The 21,235-nt window shown below is 38.3% G+C and carries 18 protein-coding genes and 2 pseudogenes; 12 read left to right on the top strand and 8 right to left on the bottom strand.

Features of this window, described 5'->3' with window-relative positions:
• Positions 1-14: 14 nt before the first annotated feature.
• Positions 15-1,655, bottom strand: a complete 1,641-nt coding sequence (gene resB, locus ACQKII_RS10070) for a cytochrome c biogenesis protein ResB (RefSeq protein ID WP_427458815.1) — start codon at positions 1,653-1,655, stop codon at positions 15-17.
• 186 nt (positions 1,656-1,841) lie between these two features.
• Positions 1,842-2,378 (bottom strand): thiol-disulfide oxidoreductase ResA, encoded by a 537-nt coding sequence (gene resA, locus ACQKII_RS10065; protein WP_427458813.1) that lies wholly within the window; start codon positions 2,376-2,378, stop codon positions 1,842-1,844.
• Positions 2,379-2,841: 463 nt separating this feature from the next.
• Here resA and ACQKII_RS10060 point away from each other — a divergent pair, with 463 nt between their 5' ends.
• The 3 genes from ACQKII_RS10060 to ACQKII_RS10050 all read left to right on the top strand — a co-directional run bounded on the left by ACQKII_RS10060 (position 2,842) and on the right by ACQKII_RS10050 (position 5,780).
• Positions 2,842-3,183, top strand: a complete 342-nt coding sequence (locus ACQKII_RS10060) for a c-type cytochrome (protein ID WP_427458811.1) — start codon at positions 2,842-2,844, stop codon at positions 3,181-3,183.
• A gap of 303 nt (positions 3,184-3,486) precedes the next feature.
• Complete coding sequence (locus tag ACQKII_RS10055; protein WP_427458809.1) at positions 3,487-4,425, top strand: arginine deiminase family protein; 939 nt, start codon at positions 3,487-3,489, stop codon at positions 4,423-4,425.
• A 29-nt stretch (positions 4,426-4,454) separates the two neighbouring features.
• A complete protein-coding gene (locus ACQKII_RS10050; protein WP_427458807.1) occupies positions 4,455-5,780 on the top strand; it encodes an amino acid permease in 1,326 nt (441 codons plus the stop codon).
• Between the two features lie 9 nt (positions 5,781-5,789).
• On the opposite strand, the gene ACQKII_RS10045 is transcribed toward ACQKII_RS10050, so the two are convergent.
• Positions 5,790-6,554, bottom strand: coding sequence for a YqcI/YcgG family protein (locus ACQKII_RS10045; RefSeq protein ID WP_427458805.1), 765 nt, complete (start codon positions 6,552-6,554; stop codon positions 5,790-5,792).
• 405 nt (positions 6,555-6,959) lie between these two features.
• Here ACQKII_RS10045 and ACQKII_RS10040 point away from each other — a divergent pair, with 405 nt between their 5' ends.
• Positions 6,960-7,424, top strand: a complete 465-nt coding sequence (locus ACQKII_RS10040; RefSeq protein WP_427458803.1) for an NUDIX domain-containing protein — start codon at positions 6,960-6,962, stop codon at positions 7,422-7,424.
• 204 nt (positions 7,425-7,628) lie between these two features.
• On the opposite strand, the gene ACQKII_RS10035 is transcribed toward ACQKII_RS10040, so the two are convergent.
• The gene (locus ACQKII_RS10035; RefSeq protein WP_427458801.1) at positions 7,629-8,066 is read right to left on the bottom strand and encodes a MarR family winged helix-turn-helix transcriptional regulator; all 438 of its coding nucleotides are present in this window, start codon (positions 8,064-8,066) and stop codon (positions 7,629-7,631) included.
• 117 nt (positions 8,067-8,183) lie between these two features.
• On the opposite strand from ACQKII_RS10035, the gene ACQKII_RS10030 reads away from it, so the two are divergent.
• Positions 8,184-8,771: an NAD(P)H-dependent oxidoreductase gene (locus ACQKII_RS10030; RefSeq protein ID WP_427458799.1), complete on the top strand. Its 588-nt coding sequence runs from the start codon at positions 8,184-8,186 to the stop codon at positions 8,769-8,771.
• A 273-nt stretch (positions 8,772-9,044) separates the two neighbouring features.
• On the opposite strand, the gene ACQKII_RS10025 is transcribed toward ACQKII_RS10030, so the two are convergent.
• Genes ACQKII_RS10025 through ACQKII_RS10015 form a run of 3 tightly spaced genes read right to left on the bottom strand, consistent with a single transcriptional unit; the run spans position 9,045 to position 12,555 of the window.
• Entirely contained in the window at positions 9,045-10,112 is a 1,068-nt protein-coding gene (locus ACQKII_RS10025; RefSeq protein WP_427458797.1) for a sensor histidine kinase, read from the bottom strand.
• Positions 10,109-10,786, bottom strand: coding sequence for a response regulator transcription factor (locus ACQKII_RS10020; protein WP_427458795.1), 678 nt, complete (start codon positions 10,784-10,786; stop codon positions 10,109-10,111). Before ACQKII_RS10020 ends, ACQKII_RS10025 begins: the two co-directional genes overlap by 4 nt.
• 20 nt (positions 10,787-10,806) lie before the next feature.
• On the bottom strand, positions 10,807-12,555 hold the full coding sequence (locus ACQKII_RS10015) for an ABC transporter ATP-binding protein (protein WP_427458793.1): 1,749 nt from the start codon (positions 12,553-12,555) through the stop codon (positions 10,807-10,809).
• 437 nt (positions 12,556-12,992) lie between these two features.
• Here ACQKII_RS10015 and ACQKII_RS10010 point away from each other — a divergent pair, with 437 nt between their 5' ends.
• A complete protein-coding gene (locus tag ACQKII_RS10010; protein WP_427458791.1) occupies positions 12,993-13,763 on the top strand; it encodes a MerR family transcriptional regulator in 771 nt (256 codons plus the stop codon).
• A gap of 89 nt (positions 13,764-13,852) precedes the next feature.
• On the top strand, positions 13,853-14,302 hold the full coding sequence (locus ACQKII_RS10005) for a hypothetical protein (protein WP_427458789.1): 450 nt from the start codon (positions 13,853-13,855) through the stop codon (positions 14,300-14,302).
• Positions 14,303-14,754: 452 nt separating this feature from the next.
• Here ACQKII_RS10005 and ACQKII_RS10000 read toward each other — a convergent pair whose 3' ends face one another.
• Entirely contained in the window at positions 14,755-16,635 is a 1,881-nt protein-coding gene (locus ACQKII_RS10000) for a multicopper oxidase family protein (protein ID WP_427458787.1), read from the bottom strand.
• A gap of 271 nt (positions 16,636-16,906) precedes the next feature.
• Between ACQKII_RS10000 and ACQKII_RS09995 the strand changes: the two are divergent.
• The 5 genes and pseudogenes from ACQKII_RS09995 to ACQKII_RS09975 form a co-directional block, all read left to right on the top strand.
• Positions 16,907-17,077, top strand: a pseudogene (locus tag ACQKII_RS09995) (carboxyltransferase domain-containing protein); the annotation flags it as partial.
• 81 nt (positions 17,078-17,158) lie between these two features.
• Positions 17,159-17,629 (top strand): annotated as a pseudogene (locus ACQKII_RS09990) (LamB/YcsF family protein).
• 150 nt (positions 17,630-17,779) lie between these two features.
• Positions 17,780-19,201, top strand: a complete 1,422-nt coding sequence (locus ACQKII_RS09985) for a diguanylate cyclase (RefSeq protein WP_427458785.1) — start codon at positions 17,780-17,782, stop codon at positions 19,199-19,201.
• A 334-nt stretch (positions 19,202-19,535) separates the two neighbouring features.
• Entirely contained in the window at positions 19,536-20,018 is a 483-nt protein-coding gene (locus tag ACQKII_RS09980) for a DUF5590 domain-containing protein (RefSeq protein ID WP_427458783.1), read from the top strand.
• A 16-nt stretch (positions 20,019-20,034) separates the two neighbouring features.
• On the top strand, positions 20,035-21,228 hold the full coding sequence (locus ACQKII_RS09975) for a pyridoxal phosphate-dependent aminotransferase (protein WP_427458781.1): 1,194 nt from the start codon (positions 20,035-20,037) through the stop codon (positions 21,226-21,228).
• Positions 21,229-21,235 lie beyond the last annotated feature (7 nt).

Genomic DNA, 21,235 nt, shown 5'->3' with positions numbered 1-21,235 from the left:
TCCTCCATCTTTAATTATTTCTTTTTATTATCTACTAATTGATCTTCTGGAATAGTTAAGGGTAATTCTTCCAAAACTTTTTCCAACTCTCTCCTTAATCCAAAATAATTTTTGTTTGTATGAGAGGCAATGAAAACTTCATCCTCTTTCACAGTTATCCACACGCGGCGATGATACCAAAATGAACCGATCATTACACCAATTATAAAAATTGTTCCTCCAACAAATAAAACTGGTAACATTAAGTCTTTCTTTACAAGCAAATATGTAATATAGTCATAGCCTTCTTGTACATAATTCAAAGCATAATTATTTTGTGAATTATTCGGCTCAAGTAAACCTAACATCGTAAAGTAAATCGTTTCTCCATCAGGAGATTCTGGTGTAATCATTTTAAATAGAATAAAAGGGTTATTTGGATTAGCTGATAGACTTGTTGGCTGTTCATCTTCGTCTAAAGAAAAATCGGGGAGATATTCTTCAATAACTACTACATATCCATCACCTAAATCATATGTCCTTTCTGGATTCATTAAATCTACTGTAATTGTACCAATTGGTTTTCCATTAGCATTCTCTTTCTTCTGTAATGCAAATGTAATTTCACTAAATTGAGCATCATAACCCATTTGGTAAATTGCATAACCATCGAATTTTAAAGGTTTATTCATCATCACATCGTATTCTGTAATTTCTTCCAATTCAGGCGTAGCACCAGCAATAGTCTCACTAACAGATTTATATAAAACACCATGTGTTGTATAACTTTTAATAATTGAACCATTATTTTTTTCTAAAGCACTTGCAAATGCTTTATTGTCTTCTTCATCATACATTTCTACAATAAACTCTTTATTTTTGAAATAATATGCGCCATCTGTTCCTGGGATAACAACTGTATCTCCCTCTCTAACAGCTAAAGACTCCTCAATATGTATTCCTGGCACCAAACGTAACATACAACCCGCAATGAAGATGATTAACCCAATGTGATTAATATAGGGGCCCCAACGGGAAAAAAGCCCTTTTTCAGCTAAAAGACTTTGATTTTCGATTCGTACATTATAGTGATGCTTCTTCAATCGTTGCTCTAATTCAGTCATATTCACTTTTGAACTAGCAATCTTAGTTGATGAAAAAAAACGTTGACGTTTCATAAATCCATTTGAACGTTCAACACGTTGTTTCTTCAACGCACGATAAAGGGGTACAAAACGGTCTAAACTGCAGATAATTAAAGAGGCGGCTACTAAAAAAACGAGCGTAATATACCACCAAGTTCCATATAATTTATGAAATCCCAACATATAAAAAATAGCACCAAAAACCCCGTATTCCTCTTCAAAAAATTGCTCTACGGTTGTCCCAAAAGGGATTACCGTATTTTTTTCTTGTGGCAATAATGAGCCGATAGCAGATGCAACTAACGTAATGAATAGAAGACAAATTGCAAATTTAACAGAAGAAAATATAGTCCAAACTTTATCTATGAAGGATTTTTTATGTATTTCTGAACGTCTTGCAACTCCCTCATAACGCATATCGACTAATTTGTTATCAGTTTTTTCGTTATGTCCTAATGATCTACCACAAGCTTCACATAAATTGGTTCCATGTGGATTCACATGACCACAGACGCATTTTACTCTATTCATAAAAATATATTCTCTTGTAATTAGATAGACGGTGGTTGAACATTAGTATAATAGTATTTTTGAATAATAAATTTTCGTATCAATTTAAGGAAATCTAAACGAAAAAGTTCATCATGCTTGATCCTTAAATCGTAAAATATATTGCCGTCCAATATTAACAAGAGAACAAACCCTCCCTTCTATGTATCAAGATGTTGGTTTAATTTTATCCATACTTGCTCGAATAGACGCTTCTGATAATGTTCCGGATATAATATCAACGATCATGCCATCTTTATCAATTAGAAATGTAGTAGGTAACGGAATAAAATCATATAAATTTGTTACGGTACCTCCACGATCATATAGAATAGGAAAATCCAATCCATACTGATCTATAAAGTTATTAACTCGTAACTCGGCTTCACCAATATTTATGGCTAAAATTTCTACACCGTCTGCTTGATATTCCTTAAATACGTTGTTCATATAAGGCATTTCTTTTTTACAAGGTCCACAATACGTTCCCCAAAAGTTTAAAAAAACCCCTTTGCCTTTATAATTCGATAGTTGAAATTCCACACCATTCATATCTTTTAAAATAAAATTCGGTGCTTCATCACCAATCGAAATGATATCCTTCTTCTCTTTGAAAAAACTCATACACAGAGTATAGATTAATGCAGCAATGATTAATGCCAAGACGACGGTTCTCATCGCCAATCTTCTTTTTTTTGTTTCCATGCACTCCCTCCTAATATTGGCGCTTTCAGTATATCATTTAATTTAAATATAATATTTTATAAAATTGAAAATTATATGATAATTATTTCAATTTGCTTTTTTCTGTTTTTTATTCTATCTGAAAATTACTGAAGCAGTCAGATTTGTTCGTATGTTTTCAACCGTATTCAATTGAAAAAGCCCGATGTATCAATGTAGAAATCAAAAATTTTCGCAGTGTAATGGATGGTGAGCGAACACTGTGAGTTCATGTTTATCGAAGTCAAGATTGTGGAAATGTTAACAAAGTATGGCGGAAGTTAGTAGAAATTATTACTATTTATATAATGAAATAGTTTTTTATTTATTATGTAGTACGTGAATATTATAATGATTTTGAAATGTCGATAAATTTATATTCGAAAGAGAACCAAAATAATAATGTTTTTTTTGGAAACTAATTTCTTATGAGGAGGAAGTCGTAATGTTAAGAAAAAGTTTATTTGCAAGTTTGTTAATACTTTTACTTGGAATAGTTGGTTGTAGTGGAGACGAAAGTAGTGAAGAGAATGGTGCTATAGAAAATGAAACAACAGCGGTAAATGATAAAGCGCAAGAATTTTATAACAAAAAATGTGCTAATTGTCATGGTCAAAACTTAGAAGGTATTGTAGGACCAACATTAATAACTGCTGGATCTATGTATGATGAAGAGGAATTGTTGGATATTATTGTAAATGGTATTGATAAAACAACAATGCCTGGAGGATTATTAGAAGGTGAAGAAGCAGAAGTAGTAGCTCAATGGTTAGCACAGCAAAAATAAATTTTAGAGCAATTTGATGGTAGGGGAAATGAAAACTACTGTTTACAGTTAGGAGAATAGCGGTAAATGGTAAATTATTATTTTACATAGTAATAGCAAAAGTTTAACGAAAGATATTTTTAAAAAATACCTGATAATTTCTACATAATGGCATCAACATATTCAGTAACACCAATTAGAATATTTTACTTGAGAGCACATACTTGGATGTGCTTTTTTGTCGTCTAGCGCCACATGTGCTGTATAATCCGATTGTCGATGGTAAGCCTAAATGGATAGGATTAAAAAAGAGGAGATGTCACCATGTACTCATTTCAACCAAACTGTTGGTCAGAACACGAGGAGCTAGAGGTTGTCTTGCTTTGTGCACCTTCTCAATTGGATGTGCCTGATTTAAAAACGGCAGAGAATGTGCAATGGAGCGCTTCTGTTCATCAGGTAAGAGCAATGGAGAATTTTTTGGAATTTAAAGATGTCTTAGAAAATGCAGGGGTCAAAGTCATTGATTATTCGAAAGAGCTACCAGCACAGGAACAACTACTTAGTGATCAACTTTTGAATCGCTATTTTGTGCGTGATCTTGCCTGTGTCTTTGGCAATATGATTGTACCGGGAGAAGCGGGCATTTCGATGAGACGCCCCGAGTATGTACATGCCCATACACTATTGGAAAAATGGTTTCCTAAAAGTTATAACCACAACAAAGTCCCTAGAAAAGCATTAGAGTTTGGTGATGTCCTGATTCTCAATAAAGACGCTGTGCTTATTAATATTGGGGTACGAACAACAATTGAAGGTGTGGAGAGTATAAAGGAAAAAATCTTTGAGGCAGGCTTTTGTGAAATCGGTATTATTGACTTACCTCGGAGTTCGGATACCCTTCATTTGGATATGAATTGTAATGTAGCGAATGAGGATCTCGTGATGGCGAAGAGCTTTATGCGTTATTTTCCTGTACATGTGTTCACTGCTCAAACGGCACGTTTTGATATGACGGATCAGTTTTTAAAACGCCACGGGTTTGAGGTCTATTGGCTCGACAAATATGAGTCGATTCCTGATTTTAACTTTCTAAACCTGAATCCAGGGACGTTAATAATTAGTAAGAAGGCTACGAAACAACCATTTAAAAATCATCCAAAATTACAAAAGAAGAACATCATCGAAATTGAAGTGACAGAGCTCGAAAAAGGCGGCGGCGGTATTCGTTGTATGACACTGCCGTTATTGCGGAGAAGGTAAATCATCTTACAGGCATCGGAGTGATTCGAATGACATCGAAAACAACTAAAGGTCGTATGTCATGGTGGCAACTTTCCCTTCTCGGTGTGGGCTGTACATTAGGGACAGGATTTTTCCTTGGGACGAGTATGGCTATTGAGAAAAGTGGTCCAGCTGTGTTAATCCCCTTTTTAGTAGCGGCAATTGGCACCTACCTTGTCTATGATGCCCTTGTAAAGATGTCTGTTGACAATCCGGATAAGGGCTCATTCCGTACCTATGCTAAACAAGCATTTGGCAAGTGGGCTGGATTTAGCAATGGATGGGTCTATTTAATGTCTGAAATGCTGATAATGGGCAGTCAACTGATGGCACTAGGGATTTTTACGCGGTTTTGGTTTCCTGCATGGCCATTATGGATTGCGACATCCATTTTCGCCGTCCTTGGTTTGATTGTCATTCTTACTGGTATGAAGGGCTTTGAAAATTTTCAAAATATCTTCGGTGTGCTGAAAACCGCTGCCATTGTTATGTTCATTGTTTTAGCCGTCATGCTCGTGATGAAAGGGTTTAACAGTGAACCAAGACAACTAGATGCTTTCATGGAAAACTATCAGAGCTTTTTTTCAGAAGGTGTGAATGGCATATGGCTTGGATTATTGTATGCATTTTATGCTTTTGGCGGCATCGAAGTGATGGGTCTATTAGTTATTGATTTAAAAGATCCAAAACAAGCACCTAAAGCTGGAAAAGTAATGATTGTCGCACTAACTACGATTTATGTCATCGCCATTGGCTTTGCGCTTACGCTTGTTCCTTGGGGAGATTTTCATGTAGATGAAAGTCCCTTTATTACGGCACTTGAAAATTTTGATATCCCCTTTGTAACGGATATCATTAATGGCATTCTAATTATAGCAGGCTTCTCCACAATGGTTGCTTCCTTGTATGCTGTGCTGACAATTTTAACAACGCTTGCAGAAGATCGAGATGCACCGGCTTGTCTAGCTAAAAAAGGCAAGTTAAAAGTACCGTTTCCAGCATTTCTCTTTGTAGCAGGTGGTTTAATTATCATCATTGTCATCGGGTTTTTAATACCGGAAAAGATCTTTGAATATTTGATAACAGCTGCGGGCCTGATGCTGATCTATAATTGGCTCTTTATTTTAGTGACGTATGCCAAGCTTATGAAATTATCGACAGCACAACACATAAAAAATAGCATAGGTATGGTATTGATAGCGATAACCGTATCGGGGACGTTAGGCGAAAAAACAAGCAGACTCGGATTTTATGTGAGCCTGCTTTTCATAGTCATAATCGGAATTGCGACACTACTGATGATGAAAAAACGGCGAAACCATCAGCGTACTTGATGACAGCTCTTACTCCTGCGGTGGAAACTTGAGATCCAGTTGCATCTTGAAAAATGGACATGAGGCTGGACTACGGTCATCATCACTGATAAAATACTGTTTCCATTCATGATTGTGAGCTTGCCCGTACCATTTTAAATCAGGATGACCTGGAATGGCATCATAGGCATCGATGCGCTTGCGTATTAATTTTTTTAATTTGCGTCCAAAGACAGTGGAGTCGTTCATGTCCGCAAACACCCAGCGTGGCTGGAATGCCATGAACAGCGTGGGGAAGTAACGACTTTTGCGCAATAGATGAGCTGGCGTAGCACAAAATACAAAATAAGGCTCACCGTTAAAGCAAAATTCCCATTGATGATTGGAAGGATCTGGCGGTATATCTGCTGGCCAATCCTTGTCATCAAATGTGGTTAATTTGTTTAAAACAGACCAAAACAATTGCCGATAATCCTCCACCTCAAACCCCTTAAGTAACTCTTCAGGTGTTTCAAAAAAAATAGCCAGTGAGGTATATCTCCCAGAGGTTCGTGCGCATAGATCGTACGCTCTTAAGCAATCTGCTAATTCTTTTGCGGTATGAACCTCTCGTGGATCACCAACAAAACCATAGCGCAGCTCATTCGATAAAAAGCCCTTTCTTGCTGGGATACAAGGGAACCTGTTTGCGTCATCGGCAATCATGGCAGAGAAGGCGTTATAAGCGGTTTGCTGCCAGAGGGGAAGGGTTTCTGAATGTTTGTCTAACCAATGCTTTTCTAAAACTGCACCCACTTGAGTCTCCTCCTTCTATACATCCTTAGACTATTAATGAAGAACGAATTGGGTGACGATTTACACGTAATTATTTGAAAATAACTACATATGCTTGATCTTTGAAATCTTGGGCAAAACACTACGTTATACAGTGCTTGTTTAACGAACAATTCGGTGATGTTAAAATAAAACTAAGATGGAAGTAAATGATTATTTTTGTTTTACTTATCGTACCATGAACAGTGTTGAAGAAGGAATAATAGAAGTATAAGAATTTAGGATTAATTTCTGGTTGACAAAGTAAATGGTGGGATTTCCTGTGAGGTGAAAATAAATTGGATCTATCCATTGTTAATGTAACAGATCGTATGTTAAGAATCATGAAAAACGCAGAAAATGAAGCGGAAGATAGGAGCAATCTATATGAGTATTAGAAATTCAGTAAAAGCAATAATCATTAGTGGAGACAAGATATTATTAACAAAAAATCAGGATAGTGAGGGGTTTTTCTATCTTTTTCCTGGCGGTGGACAAGAACACGGCGAAACCATTCATAGGGCTTTATCAAGAGAGTGTTTGGAAGAAATAGGTCAGGAAGTAGCAATCGGTGAGCTACTTCATATTCGGGAGTATATAGGAAAAAACCACGAGCATGCTTCCTTTGATTTTAATGTACATCAAGTTGAATATTATTTTGTGTGCAACCTAATTGATGACAGCAACAATACTAAAATACCAACAAATCCCGATAGCTATCAGGTTGGGATAGAATGGTTACCAGTTAATGATTTACTGGAATATCGGATTTATCCTAAAGAACTAAGAAAACATATCCTACAGCATGTTAAGCACCAGAAATCACCCATTTATTTAGGCGATATCAATTAAAATCTTGTTTGGTCATCGTGGCAAATCACCTAAAAGTATAGTTATGTTGAAGTTTCGTATGGTGTTATGTTCATATTTAGAGGATTGGAACAGGAAGAGCGAGACAGTCCAGACCCTTGTCTGCACACAGTTGAAGGAAGTGGCCCGTCCCTGCTTACTCCATCACAAAAGGTATTCGGAATGATCCCATTCTGAAGTCCTTGTCTATTTTTGACGATTGAATACCTTGCTTTGTAGCACATGTAATGCATTATTTATTTCTACTAAATCTTCCTCCGAACTATTTTGGATAAGCTGTTGAAAACGTGCTTCAACACAGGCAAAAGCCTCATTCATCATATTTTCTCCATCATTCGTAAGGCAAATATAGTGTTTTCTGCGGTCCTCGGTATCGCTCATTTTTTCAATTAAATTTTTTTCTTGTAGTTTCTTGAGCTCACGGCTTGTATTAGGTAATGACATATGCTGGCAATCACTAATTTCAGTAGGCGTGACAGGCTGGCTCACTTTTATATATTCGAGAATTTTATATTGAACGGGCGTAACGGTGTCGATGTTAACGTTTTGTGTTAAATCATGTGTTACTTCATGAACGGCTGTTGTAAATGTGACAAATTGATTGAATAATGATTTCTTGTCCATAATTTCACCTCTTAGTGACAACATAACAAATAACTTATCCTAAAACAATTATCATTTGACAACTAAAAAAATGGAGGTTATTATTTAGTTATCGAATGATAAGTAATGGAGGATGTTATGAAAACATTAATTATTTACACGTATCCCAATCATAAAAGTTTGAACTTCGCCTTTTTACAGGAGGTCATCAAAGGTTGTAACGAAAATCCGTACATAAGTGAATTACAAGTCTTGGATTTATATGCAGAAGAATTTGATCCAATCTTAGAATTTAATGAATACAAGCGACGCCGTGATATGTATCTCGATCCTAAGCTAGAAAAATATAGAGAACAACTTACATGGGCCGATAAAATTGTCTTTGTGTATCCGATATGGTGGGGCAGACCTCCAGCGATGCTTCTGGGCTATATTGATCAATTATTTGCGGCAAATTTTGCTTACAGAGATAAGAAGGGGCTACTACCAGAGGGGTTGCTAAAAGGAAAATCAGTCGTATGCGTATCCACTATGAAGGGGCCTGCAAAATATCCACTTTTATGGTTGAATAACGCGCATAAAATCTTGATGCGAAAGGCTTTATTTAATTTTGTAGGGATTAAGAAAGTGAAGTTTTTTGAATTTGGCAGTATGGAGAGTAAAAAGGGGGGACAACAGAAAAAATTAGAAAAAATCTATCAGTATTTTAGCAAAGTAGCTTACTAGCAAGTGATAAAAAACGAGGCTGGGACATAACTTTAAATTTTAAGAAAGAGGAGCAAAGGCGTTATTAAATTTTTGCTATCTAAAAATGAAGAAAAATTTAGACGTTCTTCCTTTTGGAATAAATAAAATTCAGAAGAGAGTACTAGTTGATGGTAGCGAAGGCTACGCCCCCGGAAAGCGTCCGCCGCAGCGGACATCAACGCTTACAGCGAAAAAGTGTTAGATCGACAGCAGTCAATCTAACACTTTTTCTCTTTTGTACCAGCCTCGTTTTTAGTGTTCTCTTGTTATCTCCAAGGGCATTGTAATAGTAAATGTTGTATGTTCAGCAAGCTTACTTTGAACCGTGATGCTACCGTGATGTATATCCAGTATTTTTTTTACAATGGATAATCCGAGACCGCTGCCGCCATTTTTAGCAACCCGAGATTGATCTGCTTTATAAAAACGTTCAAAAACATGCTTTTGTTGTTCTTCCGTTAACCCAATGCCATTATCAGCAATGACAACAGTCACCATACCCTGTTGTGAAGTCATCGAAATGCGAATCTGGCCGCCATGCGGTGTGAATTTAATGCTGTTGCTCAATAAATTCATCCATACCTGATTCATTAAGTCCTCATCCGCCTTGATTGAAAGGTTCTTCAATTGAATATCCATGTCAATGTTTTTCTCTAACCAATTGGGTTCTAGCGATAATACAACATTACGTAATTGCTTATCGAGTCGATAATGCTTCGGTTCGAACGGATGGTGTTGAGATTCTAAGGAAGTGAGCTTTAGTAAATTATCACTAATTTTTGATAACCGATGACTTTCCATTTCGATGATTTCTAAATAGTGATGTCGTTTTTCCTCAGATAAGTTCATGTTTTTCAAAGCCTTGGCAAAGCCATTAATAGAGGTGAGGGGCGATTGAATTTCATGAGAAACATTCGAGATAAATTCTTGACGCATTCGTTCTAATTCACCCAACTCAACCGCCATTTGATTGATACCATTAATGAGCTGTCCGAAATGATCGTTATCCTCATCTGATTTTATATCTAATTTTACAGTAAAATCTCCTTTGGCGATTCGCCCTATAGCATCGACAATCGTGTCCCAATAATTCCGTTGTTGTTTTAAGCCAAGTAAAAAAATGACGGCGGCAGAGCAGGCAAAGAGCACAAATACACCGATGACAGTATTTAATTGCTGCCAAAATCCATGGGGGTGTCGATCTAACCAACTATAAATCCATGCGGTTACATGAAAAGCAATAAACGCAAATAATAGATTGGCCAAAAGAAAGACTGTCAGTACCATGATCAGCTTGACTACAAATTTCCAATTTTTCATGATTGCAGTTCCAGTCGATATCCTAGACCACGAATCGTCCGTATGGCGAATCCACTTGTTTCTTCAGGGAACCGCTCGCGGAGTCTTTTGATATGGACATCCACTGTGCGTTCATCCCCTTCATAGTCAAATCCCCAAATCTCTTCGATTAACTGTTCGCGAGTAAATGTCTTCCCAGCGTAACTTACTAACGTAAATAACAGATCGAATTCCTTTAAGCGTAGCGTAATATTTTCGCCACCATACACGAGCTCATACGTATTGCGATTCATCCAAACGTTGCCGATTTCCACAGTTTGCGATAAGGAAATACGATAGCGCTTTAAAATAGATTTTACACGGACGATTAACTCGGCTGGCTCAAATGGCTTAACGAGATAATCATCTGTGCCAAGGTTAAATCCTTTTACCTTCTGGGCGGTTTCTCCCTTTGCCGTCAGCATCAGGATGGGTAAATCGTTATTATATTGTCGTATTTCCTTGCATAATGCCCAACCATCCATATTCGGCATCATAATATCCATGATGACCATATCCACTTTTTCGGTGTCAAGCTTTGACAGTGCATCCACACCGTCCACAGCTTCTACAACATCTAAGCCTTCATTGTGTAAAAATACTTTTACTAGTTCTCTAATATGATCATCATCATCCACAACTAATAGTTTTGTCATGAGCACAAATCCCTTCGCCTTTACTCTTTAATACGTAATTGTTGTTTGGCAAACTCTCTGTACATGTCGTGTGTTTCAAATAATGTTTCATGCGTGCCACTACCCGTAATATGTCCTTTCTCCACAAATAGTATTTGATCGGCATCCACAACGGTAGAAAGGCGGTGGGCAATGACAACAGTCGTTCTGCCATTCATTAAATTATCCAATGCTTTTTGAACATAAATCTCCGACTTACTATCAAGACTTGAGGTTGCTTCATCTAACATTAAAATTTGTGGATCACGCAATAATGCGCGCGCGATAGCAATCCGTTGTCGTTGTCCACCGGATAGTTTAATGCCACGTTCGCCGACTTCTGTGTCGAATTTATCGGGTAGTTCATCAATAAATTGATGTGCATAGGCCATTTTTGTTACTTTCTGAAGTTCCTCATCTGGCACTTCTCTGCCGATACCATAGCAAATATTATCGCGAATGGTTCCGGATATCAGCGCACTTTCCTGCGCAACGTAGCCAATTAGGCTTCTCCAAGAATGGAGGGAGAATGTTTCAATCGGTGTATCTCCGAGTGTAATGATGCCTTTAGTAGGGCGATAGTATCGTTCTAGTAAAGAGAATGTCGTCGTTTTTCCTCCGCCACTTGGTCCAACAATAGCTGTCACTTTACCTGGTTCAATGGAGAAATTGATAGCAGATAATATGGCTTCCTCACCATATGCAAAGTCTACATTTTTTACATGAATCGGGTCCTTTACGGTATCTAATTGTTGTCCTACATAAATATCTTCTTCTTCGTGTTCAAGTAAGGCGCTGATGCGTTCTGTGGCACCCATCGCTTTTTGCAATTGTGTGAAGAACATCGTTAATTGCGTCATTGGCATAATGATTTGAATTAAATATAAAATAAATGCCACCATGTCGCCAGCTGTGAGCTCACCAGAAGAGACACGCACACCACCATAGCCGATTATTGCAACGAGTACAGACATCAACACAAAGGAAATTAACGGTGAAATGAGTGCGTGAATCTTTGCTTCTTTTAAGCCAAAGTTAAAGAGATTAGTAATCCCTTTTTTGCCACGTTGGTATTCAATGGTTTCTGCATTAGAAGCCTTCACTAAACGTGTTTCCGGCAATACTTGATTTAATACTGCTGTAAATTTTGCTGTTTCGTCTTGCATCCCTTTTGAAATCACAAACATGCGCTTTCCTAACAACATCAAAATAATCATCGCAACAGGAACAGCAATGAGCATGACTAATGTCATTTTCCAATCCAAGAATAATAGAATAATAACTGAACCAATGATGGAAATAACGCCTGTTAAACAGTTCGCAAGATGTTCAGTAATGAGCTCCTTTACCACTGCTGTGTCATTCGTTACGCGACTCAACGTCTCACCTGTATCATTATTATCATAATAAGGGATTGGTAGGTGCAGAAGTTTTCTCCATAATTGATCTCTCAATTTTGCGACAACCTGATGACCAACACGGTTTAAATAATAGATAGAAAGCCCACTTGCTATGGCTTGTGCGATAAATGCGACACCTAATAAAAGTATTTGCCAATAATCAAGGGATTCTAATGAAAAACCATCCACCAATTTTTTCGTGAATAACGGCACGATAAAGCCAACGCCGGTCGTCGCTAAACTCATACATAAGGCAATAATTAAAAGCAGTTTAGGGGGTTCTGCTTGTTTTATAAGTCGTATAAAACGTCGCCAATCGGTCGATTTAGCTTCCTTTTTTGTTGCGTTCATTGTTCAAAATCCTCCTCAGTTTTGTAAAGAAATGTTTAGTACTGCTATGTCCATTACTATAACACTTGTTTATGAACTGAATATGAAATGAAAAGATTAGAGATGCAGTCCTAGGAATGGAACTCAATAGCTGTTTTATCTTTTTGGGAGGTTAAAGACATGACATTCCTTTAAAAAATAAACGTGGGAGCAATAGTTATTTCTTACAATTGGATAAACTAACTTCTCCATTTATTTTGCCAATTTAATAGACCGATAGTCGATCTAACGAGGAAGTATCTTTATGATGGAACCAGATGTTCATCGCGAAGGTTTTGTTAAAGATTTTCATGGTATCGTCATTGGTCTTCGGTGATGTTACATAGTTGGATTGTTAGATTTGTCTTGACCTTCAAGTTACTTGAAGGTTTAAGATTATATGCAAGGAGTGTGAGGGGTTGAATAAGTTGATGACGATTCAGGAGTTTTCTGATAGAACGGGTATTCCTAAAAGTACATTACGCTTTTATGAGTCCAAAAATTTACTATTACCAATAGAAAGAAGTTCGAATGGGTACCGCATTTATGCAGATCATCAAGTGGCCATTGTGAAACTGATATCCACTTTGCGTATAGCCGATGTACCGATCACTAAAATTCAAAATTATTTGCAGGAGCATGACGAGTCGGTTCGTCAAAATATGATGAGCGAGTGGGTTCGGACGATAAGGAATAAACGGGACCTTTTAGATGTCAGCTTACGCTATTTAGAGAGTGATTCCCTTCGAGATGCCATTTATTTAATCGATAAAAATGATGAAAAAATTATTTGGTTCGTCGAGCAATCCACTACAGGTAAATTTGGCGAGCACTTTGTGAAAAGAGCCAGCGAATTAAAGCAATGCAATATTCGGATTAAAAGTTATTATTTAAATTATTTATCAGGACGTGATGTGATAAAAGCACAAATTGGTTTCGGTGTACCAGATGACATGCAAACAAATAGTTTATCAGATGTTGATTTTATCGAGCATATGCCTTCTTGTATATGTCTCGCATTGCCATTTAAAGAGCATCCCACAAAATTAAAGGATGGTTATCAAAAATTACTACAATATGCCCTTCAACATAAATGGGTACCAACTCGATCAATTCTAGAATGGTATCGTGGGGAAGACTTTACACAATTGGATTTGTTATTGCCAGTTATACAAGTTGAGACAAGTTGACAAATGAATCTTAGGATTCACAAAGAACATGACGATGAAAAAAAGCGATGGATAGAAACCAAATTGCTATAGAGGTGGGTACGTTTCAGATGAATAAGTTAATGGGGATTGTTTCACTAATAATGGTCGGTATATTAGCGGTGGTAGTTGCACGTTGTCCTATTTCAACCAATATGCCAATTAGTTTGCAGGAATTCAAATTTAATTATTGTGAACAAATGGATGTTTCAAGGGATATCGAAAAAATAAGAGCTATCATTCCTAATGGGAACATTACGCTTATTGGTACGGAAGATAATCAATTCAAGGTTGAAGGTGAAGTTTATATCAAAGCAAAAAATGAAAAAGAAGCACAGGAAATTTTTAAGGATTATGGAGCTATAAATTCGCATCTAGCGTACATACAATTTGAAGCAAAGAAAGCCTTGAATGAATCAGGTCAGCATCAAACAAAATCCGATTTAACAATTACGTTGCCTCAAGAAATGGTACTGGAATTGGAAATTAATAAGGGGAATGTCAAAGCAAATCATATGTGATGCCCATCATGACACACTGACGTTTCTGAATTAAAGCTGAAAAAGGGGGATTTCTTTAGTCAATTAAATGACTGCATTACTTATGCTGTAGCCGCTTCGTATTGCATCAAGCAAATCGTAAAATCACCAAGGGTTCGGTGTGAATCGAAAACAATGAAAAAATCAAAAAAACGAGAAAATTAGTTGATTGGCGTGCAGACGGCGACTCCTTGGGGACTAGCGAACAGCTTGAGACCCCGCAGAAACATTAGCGACGAGGATGCTCCAGTTTCGCCCCCAGGAAAGCGTCCGCCGAAACGGCAATCAACGGCATCGAAGAAAAAGCCATGGAGAAACGACTAATCGTTTCCACCATGGCTAAAATTCATTTTATGGACTTTTTCAGTGCCCTCAGCTAAATAGAGGTGATTTTTATGTGGTTGTTGTGATAAAAGGGTGGTTTATTATTATTATTAACGCCGTCTTCTACGCCTTCTATTGGGCCTATTCGGACGAGGACGGAACCTGTTGGACGGGAACATTGGGTTGGGAAGATGACGAACGTGTTCATCTTCTTGCGCATACGTGTCTTGGATGTCGTCTTCATGAAGGAAATCAGCTGCCTGCATAGCAGAATAATCCTCCTCATCAGAAGTAACGTGCTGTGTTCGCTTGTTTGACGATGTAATATTCTGAGCGTTATTTAATAGTGGGGTAGTTTGCTGGGTGTTGTTTGTGATGGTAGTCGTGCCTTGGTGTTGTTCCGGAGCATGTTGTGTATCAGCATGGGGCTGTTGAACAGGATGAACATCTTTCATGACAAGTATCGGGCGCATCATATCATGATCCTCGTGCTCAAGGAAATGACAATGCCACATGTAATGTCCGATATGATCTTTCCAGTGCATAATAATTTTTGTGACTTTGCCGGCGTCAGCCTTTACGGTATCTTTCCAACCTTGCTCATAGTCATGAGGCTCTTCAGATGGCCCTGTAAATTCAAGTTTACCCTCGTTTTGATAGAGTTCAACATTAAATGGCCGTCGTTCAAGAATTTTAAACTGAATTAAATGGATATGGATGGGATGGATAAAGGGCGTGGTATTCATAAAATTCCAAACTTCTATACTGTCCCGTGCTGGCTTTTCAGTAGCAGGATCGTGGTACATTCGATCATTTAATAGTAACATCGGTCTGCCGAATTCATCTGTTGAAGCGCTAAGTGGCAGGTTACGCTCGATATGCGCATGATGAGGATGCAAATCCATCGATACAGCGAGCCTCTCGGGAATATCACTTGTATCCTCGCATTGCAGTGGGAGATTCACTTTAAATTTCATAATCAAGTTTGTATGCTCGTCAAAAAAATCTGTATCGGTATTCATTAACGTCATTTCCTGACCAGCACAATCTGTAAAGTCAATGACGACATCTGTTCTTTCAGCCGGTAATAACGCGACGGATTGAATATCACGAGGGGCAGTTAAAAAGCCACCATCCGTACCGAGTTGAATCATCGGCTGGTCGTTTGACAGACTGATGACATAGCCTCTTCTATTGGACCCATTGAGTAAACGGAATCTGTATTTTCGAGGCTCGACATTTAAATAAGGCCAGACCTTGCCATTGACAACAATTGTATTACCGACAAACCCGGGTGTAATCGAAGGGTGTACGGGAACAGGGAATGTTGGCGCGTCGGGATAGAAGAGCGAGCCATCTTGATTAAAGGATTTATCTTGAATCAATAGCGGGAATTCATAATCCCCACTTGGTAAGTTTGAGCGTTCTTCTATAGTATCTCGAAGCAAGTAGAAACCGGCAAGCCCTGCGTAAACATTTAATCGGGTTAAAGCCATCGCGTGGTCATGATACCACATCGTCGTGCCGGGTTGATGATTGGTATATTCATGGATTTCTTTATTGAATTTCGGCCCTGTGTGTGTAAAATCTTTCGTGTACCATGCTTCTGGATGTCCATCGCTTTCCCAATCAACATTTGCTCCGTGTAGATGGGTAACGGTTCTTACCTCCTGGGAATCATTAGCGGCGTGAAGGGTGAAGTCGACCGGTAAAAAGTGTTTATTCGGTAGTTGATTTTTATATTTGACATATATAGTTTTGTCTTTAGCGGCTTCGATAGTTGGACCTGGATAGAGCCCATTATATCCCCAAATCGTTGACAGTGGAAAACGCTTATGGAAACGATGCTCCGCTTCCATCATCTTTAATTCATAATACTCTCTTCTCGGTTGACCACTACAGTATTTCGGTTTTGCCGTAACTGGCTTCGGTAGTTCATCTACAAATTTGGGAATAGAAGCTGGGTCAGAAGGATTCACTTTCTTGTACAAAACAACACGTCCCTTCAGTTTTTACATCGATAAATACACAACCTATTACATCATATGGGTGAAAATAATAAGAAACTAGGACAAAAATGGAAGTATTTGTGCTACGATATAAAAAAATATAAAAGTGCAAAAATTCTTAAAATGGAAGTCGGGACTTTTTTACCTTCTGAACCAAATTCAACATGCATGGCAAAAAGCCGCGTGGGAGGAAGTTCGTACCGCACCTCGCATCGTCACGGTGCCTGTTTGTTAGGAAGAACCCTATGCGCCCGATTTAGCTCGGCTAGCGCAGTATAGCGGATTATTACCAGAAGCAGTGCTCCAACGACATTGTGAGTCGAAATATACAGTCTATGCGATGGGTTTCTTACCGGATTTTCCATATTTAGGCGGGTTCAAACTTGAATTGTTTACACCGCATGGCTTTTACACGCGGGCATAAGATTTTAAATAATGAACGGCAAGGGGCTTCGTTGGAGATTTTTTAGGGTGGCGTCATGTTTAAAGCAGTATCAACGCATGAATATGTGCTAACAGGAGCGGATATGCAGGCACAGGTCAATGGGAGGGATATTCAAATAGGGCAGCTAAAACTGAAGTTTATGCGAAGGCTATTGCGCGTGCGGTGAGGGACGTAGATGATCGTCTTCTTTTATGTGGACTGTCGGGTAGTTATTTGACTCAATTTGGTGAGGAAGCGGGCTTGCAGATGGCACATGAAGCATTTATTGACCGCGTGTATTGTGCAAGCGGTTCTTTAACGCCACGAAGGGAACAATAGGCGCTAATCCATTCAGAAAAACAAGCATTAGCGTAGGCACTTTTAATGATTACGGAGCAAAAGGTGCTAGCTATAACGGGCGAGGAAGTGTCTTTAACAGCAGATACGCTCTGTTTACATGGTGATAACGAGGGGGCTATAAAATTTGTGCACCTTATCCACAACAAGCTAACCGAGAAAGCACTCGAAATTAGAGCTTTCACTAAATCATAAAATGGAAAAGTCAGAACGGTAATTTATGGGATGTTTTAGAAAAGTAGGACGAGGGTATGGACTTGGCTTATAATTGATATGGCGTTTATTTGCTATGTTGAGGTGACTTAGATAGTAAGTAAATTCCGGGCATAGAGAAGTGGTGATTAGTTGGAATTAACATTAGATGAATTAAATAAAACAATCTTGGTGATGCGCACGAAAGGGCTTTTGACAGAAGCCTTAGTTCTTGCAAAACAAGGATTATTGGTCGCATTAGAGAATGGTAAATATGGGCATGGATTGGATTTATACTATCAAAAAATATTAATTCATCACGCTTTTGGCGACACATTAAGCATGGTGAATCTAATTCATGAGTACGAAGCATATTGTCAAAAGTATGGTACAGCAAAAGACATCATGCATTTTTACCTCGTGATGTCCTTAATATATGATCTGGTTGGTGTTAAAGAGAAGACGGTGGACATGACCAAAAAATCAATAGAGTATGCGACAGAGCTTAAGGATTTAGTAATGCTTGTACGCTGTCATAGTAATCTATGCTATCTTGAAGTTGAAAATGGAAGTTATGCGGAGGCTATGCAAGCAGGGCTATTAGCGAGAGCATACAATAAAGAACTAGGTAAAACACAGCCTGAGTTGGCGAAATTACAGGAAATTCGCATCAATAATAACATGGCGGACGTTTATATTCTGCAAGGGGCTTTTGATACGGGCCAAACGTTGTTAGATCGTACGTTGCGTTCAGAGCTTGTTCAGAACCATAAACGAGAAAAGGTAGCTGCTTTGTTTGGTTATGGCTTTTTATATGAAAAACAGCAAAAACTTGAAGAAGCAGTGGCCTATTATAAGCAGGCGATAGACCTTGCAAAATCTTACGGTGATAAACCCATTTTAAAGAAAGTGATGCGCATGCTCTTAAATGTACTTTATGAATTGGATCGACGTGAAGAAATTTTTGAAGTGCAACGTGATTATATCGAGCTAACGGAAAAAATGAGTGCCGATAATTTGCTACAACAGGTGATGTATATAGAATTTAATCAACAAAAGGAAAAGCTTGAGAAAAAGGCGCTGTATGATCCCCTTACAGGTGTACTGAACCGCAACTTTTTAGATACAGAAGTAACGGAATGGATGCGGAGAGCGCAAAATGACCAACTTTTTGTAGGGGTTATCGTGCTCGATATAGACTATTTTAAAATGTATAATGATCGGTATGGGCATTTAATTGGCGATAGGGTTTTACAGCTACTTGCCACAGGCTTAAGAGATTTTTTACGGAAGCAGGACGCCGAAATAATTCGCTATGGTGGCGATGAATTCATCATCTGCATTTACAACAAGGATAGGGCGTACATAAACAGACTTGTAATGGAATTGCATGCTTACATGTTGACTTTAGCGCTTGAACATGAAAACGAAAGTTATCCAATCAAGGTGAGTATGGGTGCCTGTATCAATGATCAAAAAAATTATGACTTTAAATATCTATTTGAGCAAGCCGATCGTAGCTTATATAAAGCCAAAAATAACGGTCGTACGAACTATGTGATTCGTGAGCTCTAATTGCATGAAGTTAACGTTTGAGTCATTCCTGTTAAATTCCTATTTGCACAGGTGAATAGGAATTTTTCGTGTGAAAGGGCTGTCTTTTTTCGTGAAAAAGCAAAAAATGAAAGTCGTTGCTCGAATCATTTGAAAACGTTGGTTTATCAACGTACAATATATGAAATTAGGAAACACGACAGTGTGAATTTGGTGTATAATGTTGTGGTATGAGGAAAGAAAGCAGGTTGACAAAAATGGTAAGCAAAATGAAAGTAAATGCAGTTATAGACACGCAAAAACATCATGCACTCTTAGTGAGGAATATACTAGGTGTGGGACATAAGGTGAATAGATGAAAAACTGGCTGATTTTCATTTCTGTCTTTATGGTTTCCTTGTCACTTGTCATAAGTATTTTAGTATTCTGGAAAGCCGAGGCTCCGTTCCGTTCAATTGAAGAGCAGGCTGAACAGTTGGCACTCGATGCCAAGGCCCTCGCAGTTGTATCGGAGTCCTACACATATAATGGCAAAAATTCGTATGTCACTGTGTTCGGGGTAGACGAATATGGTGAAAAAAAGGCTATCTTTGTTCCGACGAATCTAGAAGAGGATTCCATTCAGGAAGTGTTTTTGAAAGATGGTATTACGGAAAAGCAAGCATTATCGGTTTTTAAAGATGAAGGCAATGTACAAAAGGTTCTACATATGAAATTAGGCTATGAGGAGCCAGGGGTTGTTTGGGAAATTACGTACCTCAACAATCACGATAAGCTCAACTATGTCTATATTTTGTTTGAGGACGGCGACTGGGTGAAGCACATTAAGAACTTATAAGAGGAGTAGATTCCGTATGAAAAAATTATTAGCAAACCGAGTAAATACTTTAACACCATCTTCAACTTTAGCGATTACTGCAAAAGCTAAAGAATTAAAAGAACAAGGCATCGACGTCATTGGCTTAGGTGCTGGTGAGCCAGATTTCAACACGCCTCGCAATATTTTAGATGCTGCCATTGATTCAATGGAAAAGGGCTTCACAAAATATACACCAGCTGGCGGTTTGCCAGTGCTTAAAAAAGCAATCATCGACAAACTACAACGCGACAACAGCCTTACATACAAAGCGAATGAGATCATCGTAGGCGTTGGTGCAAAACATATTCTGTACACGTTATTCCAAGTTATTTTAAACGAAGGCGATGAAGTGATTATCCCAATCCCCTATTGGGTTTCTTACCCGGAGCAAGTAAAATTAGCAGGCGGTGTACCAGTTTATGTTGAAGGTACTCGTGAACAAGGCTATAAAATTACGGCAGCTCAATTACGCGCGGCTGTTACAGATAAAACAAAAGCGGTCATCATTAACTCACCAAGTAATCCATCTGGTATGATTTATTCTCGCGAAGAGCTGGTGGAATTAGCTGCTGTTGCAGAAGAAAAAGATATTTTAATCGTGTCAGATGAAATTTATGAGAAGCTTGTATACAATGGTATAGAGCATTTTTCAATTGCAGAAGTTTCTGATGCAGTGAAAGCACGTACAATCGTAGTAAATGGTGTAGCAAAATCTCACTCTATGACAGGCTGGCGTATCGGGTATGCAGCAGGTGATGCAGACATTATTAAACCAATGACTGACCTTGCTTCACACTCTACTTCTAACGCAACGACAACTGCACAATATGCAACAGTGGAAGCTTATAACGGACCTCAGGACACTGTCGAAGAAATGCGTCAAGCATTCGAATCACGTCTTGAGAAAATCTATCCACAGCTAAGTGCAATTCCGGGCTTCAACGTATTAAAACCACAAGGAGCATTCTACTTATTACCAGACGTAGCAGAAGCTATGGCCCATACTGGTTATGATTCAGTAGATGCATTCGCTGCGGATATTTTAACAGAAGCAAACGTAGCGGTAATTCCTGGCTCTGGTTTTGGTGCACCAACTACAATGCGATTATCTTATGCTACATCTTTAGAATTATTAGAAGAGGCAGTCCGTCGAATTGATGCATTTGTAAAATCAAAATGGCAAGACTAATCCTTCT

Origin of the sequence: Lysinibacillus sp. NPDC048646 (assembly GCF_050272295.1) — a bacterium.
Classification (GTDB): Bacteria; Bacillota; Bacilli; order Bacillales_A; family Planococcaceae; genus Lysinibacillus.
This window is presented reverse-complemented; position numbering and strand designations above follow the sequence as displayed.

Bases quoted from the DNA above. Each gene is read 5' to 3' on its own strand.
- resB (WP_427458815.1), bottom strand. From the start codon at position 1,655: ATGAATAGAGTAAAATGCGTCTGTGGTCATGTGAATCCACATGGAACC.
- ACQKII_RS10055 (WP_427458809.1), top strand. From the start codon at position 3,487: ATGTACTCATTTCAACCAAACTGTTGGTCAGAACACGAGGAGCTAGAG.
- ACQKII_RS10015 (WP_427458793.1), bottom strand. From the start codon at position 12,555: ATGAACGCAACAAAAAAGGAAGCTAAATCGACCGATTGGCGACGTTTT.
- ACQKII_RS10025 (WP_427458797.1), bottom strand. From the start codon at position 10,112: ATGAAAAATTGGAAATTTGTAGTCAAGCTGATCATGGTACTGACAGTC.
- ACQKII_RS10060 (WP_427458811.1), top strand. From the start codon at position 2,842: ATGTTAAGAAAAAGTTTATTTGCAAGTTTGTTAATACTTTTACTTGGA.
- ACQKII_RS10050 (WP_427458807.1), top strand. From the start codon at position 4,455: ATGACATCGAAAACAACTAAAGGTCGTATGTCATGGTGGCAACTTTCC.
- ACQKII_RS09980 (WP_427458783.1), top strand. From the start codon at position 19,536: ATGAAAAACTGGCTGATTTTCATTTCTGTCTTTATGGTTTCCTTGTCA.
- ACQKII_RS10035 (WP_427458801.1), bottom strand. From the start codon at position 8,066: ATGGACAAGAAATCATTATTCAATCAATTTGTCACATTTACAACAGCC.
- ACQKII_RS09975 (WP_427458781.1), top strand. From the start codon at position 20,035: ATGAAAAAATTATTAGCAAACCGAGTAAATACTTTAACACCATCTTCA.
- ACQKII_RS10020 (WP_427458795.1), bottom strand. From the start codon at position 10,786: ATGACAAAACTATTAGTTGTGGATGATGATGATCATATTAGAGAACTA.
- ACQKII_RS10030 (WP_427458799.1), top strand. From the start codon at position 8,184: ATGAAAACATTAATTATTTACACGTATCCCAATCATAAAAGTTTGAAC.
- ACQKII_RS10005 (WP_427458789.1), top strand. From the start codon at position 13,853: ATGAATAAGTTAATGGGGATTGTTTCACTAATAATGGTCGGTATATTA.
- resA (WP_427458813.1), bottom strand. From the start codon at position 2,378: ATGGAAACAAAAAAAAGAAGATTGGCGATGAGAACCGTCGTCTTGGCA.
- ACQKII_RS10040 (WP_427458803.1), top strand. From the start codon at position 6,960: ATGAGTATTAGAAATTCAGTAAAAGCAATAATCATTAGTGGAGACAAG.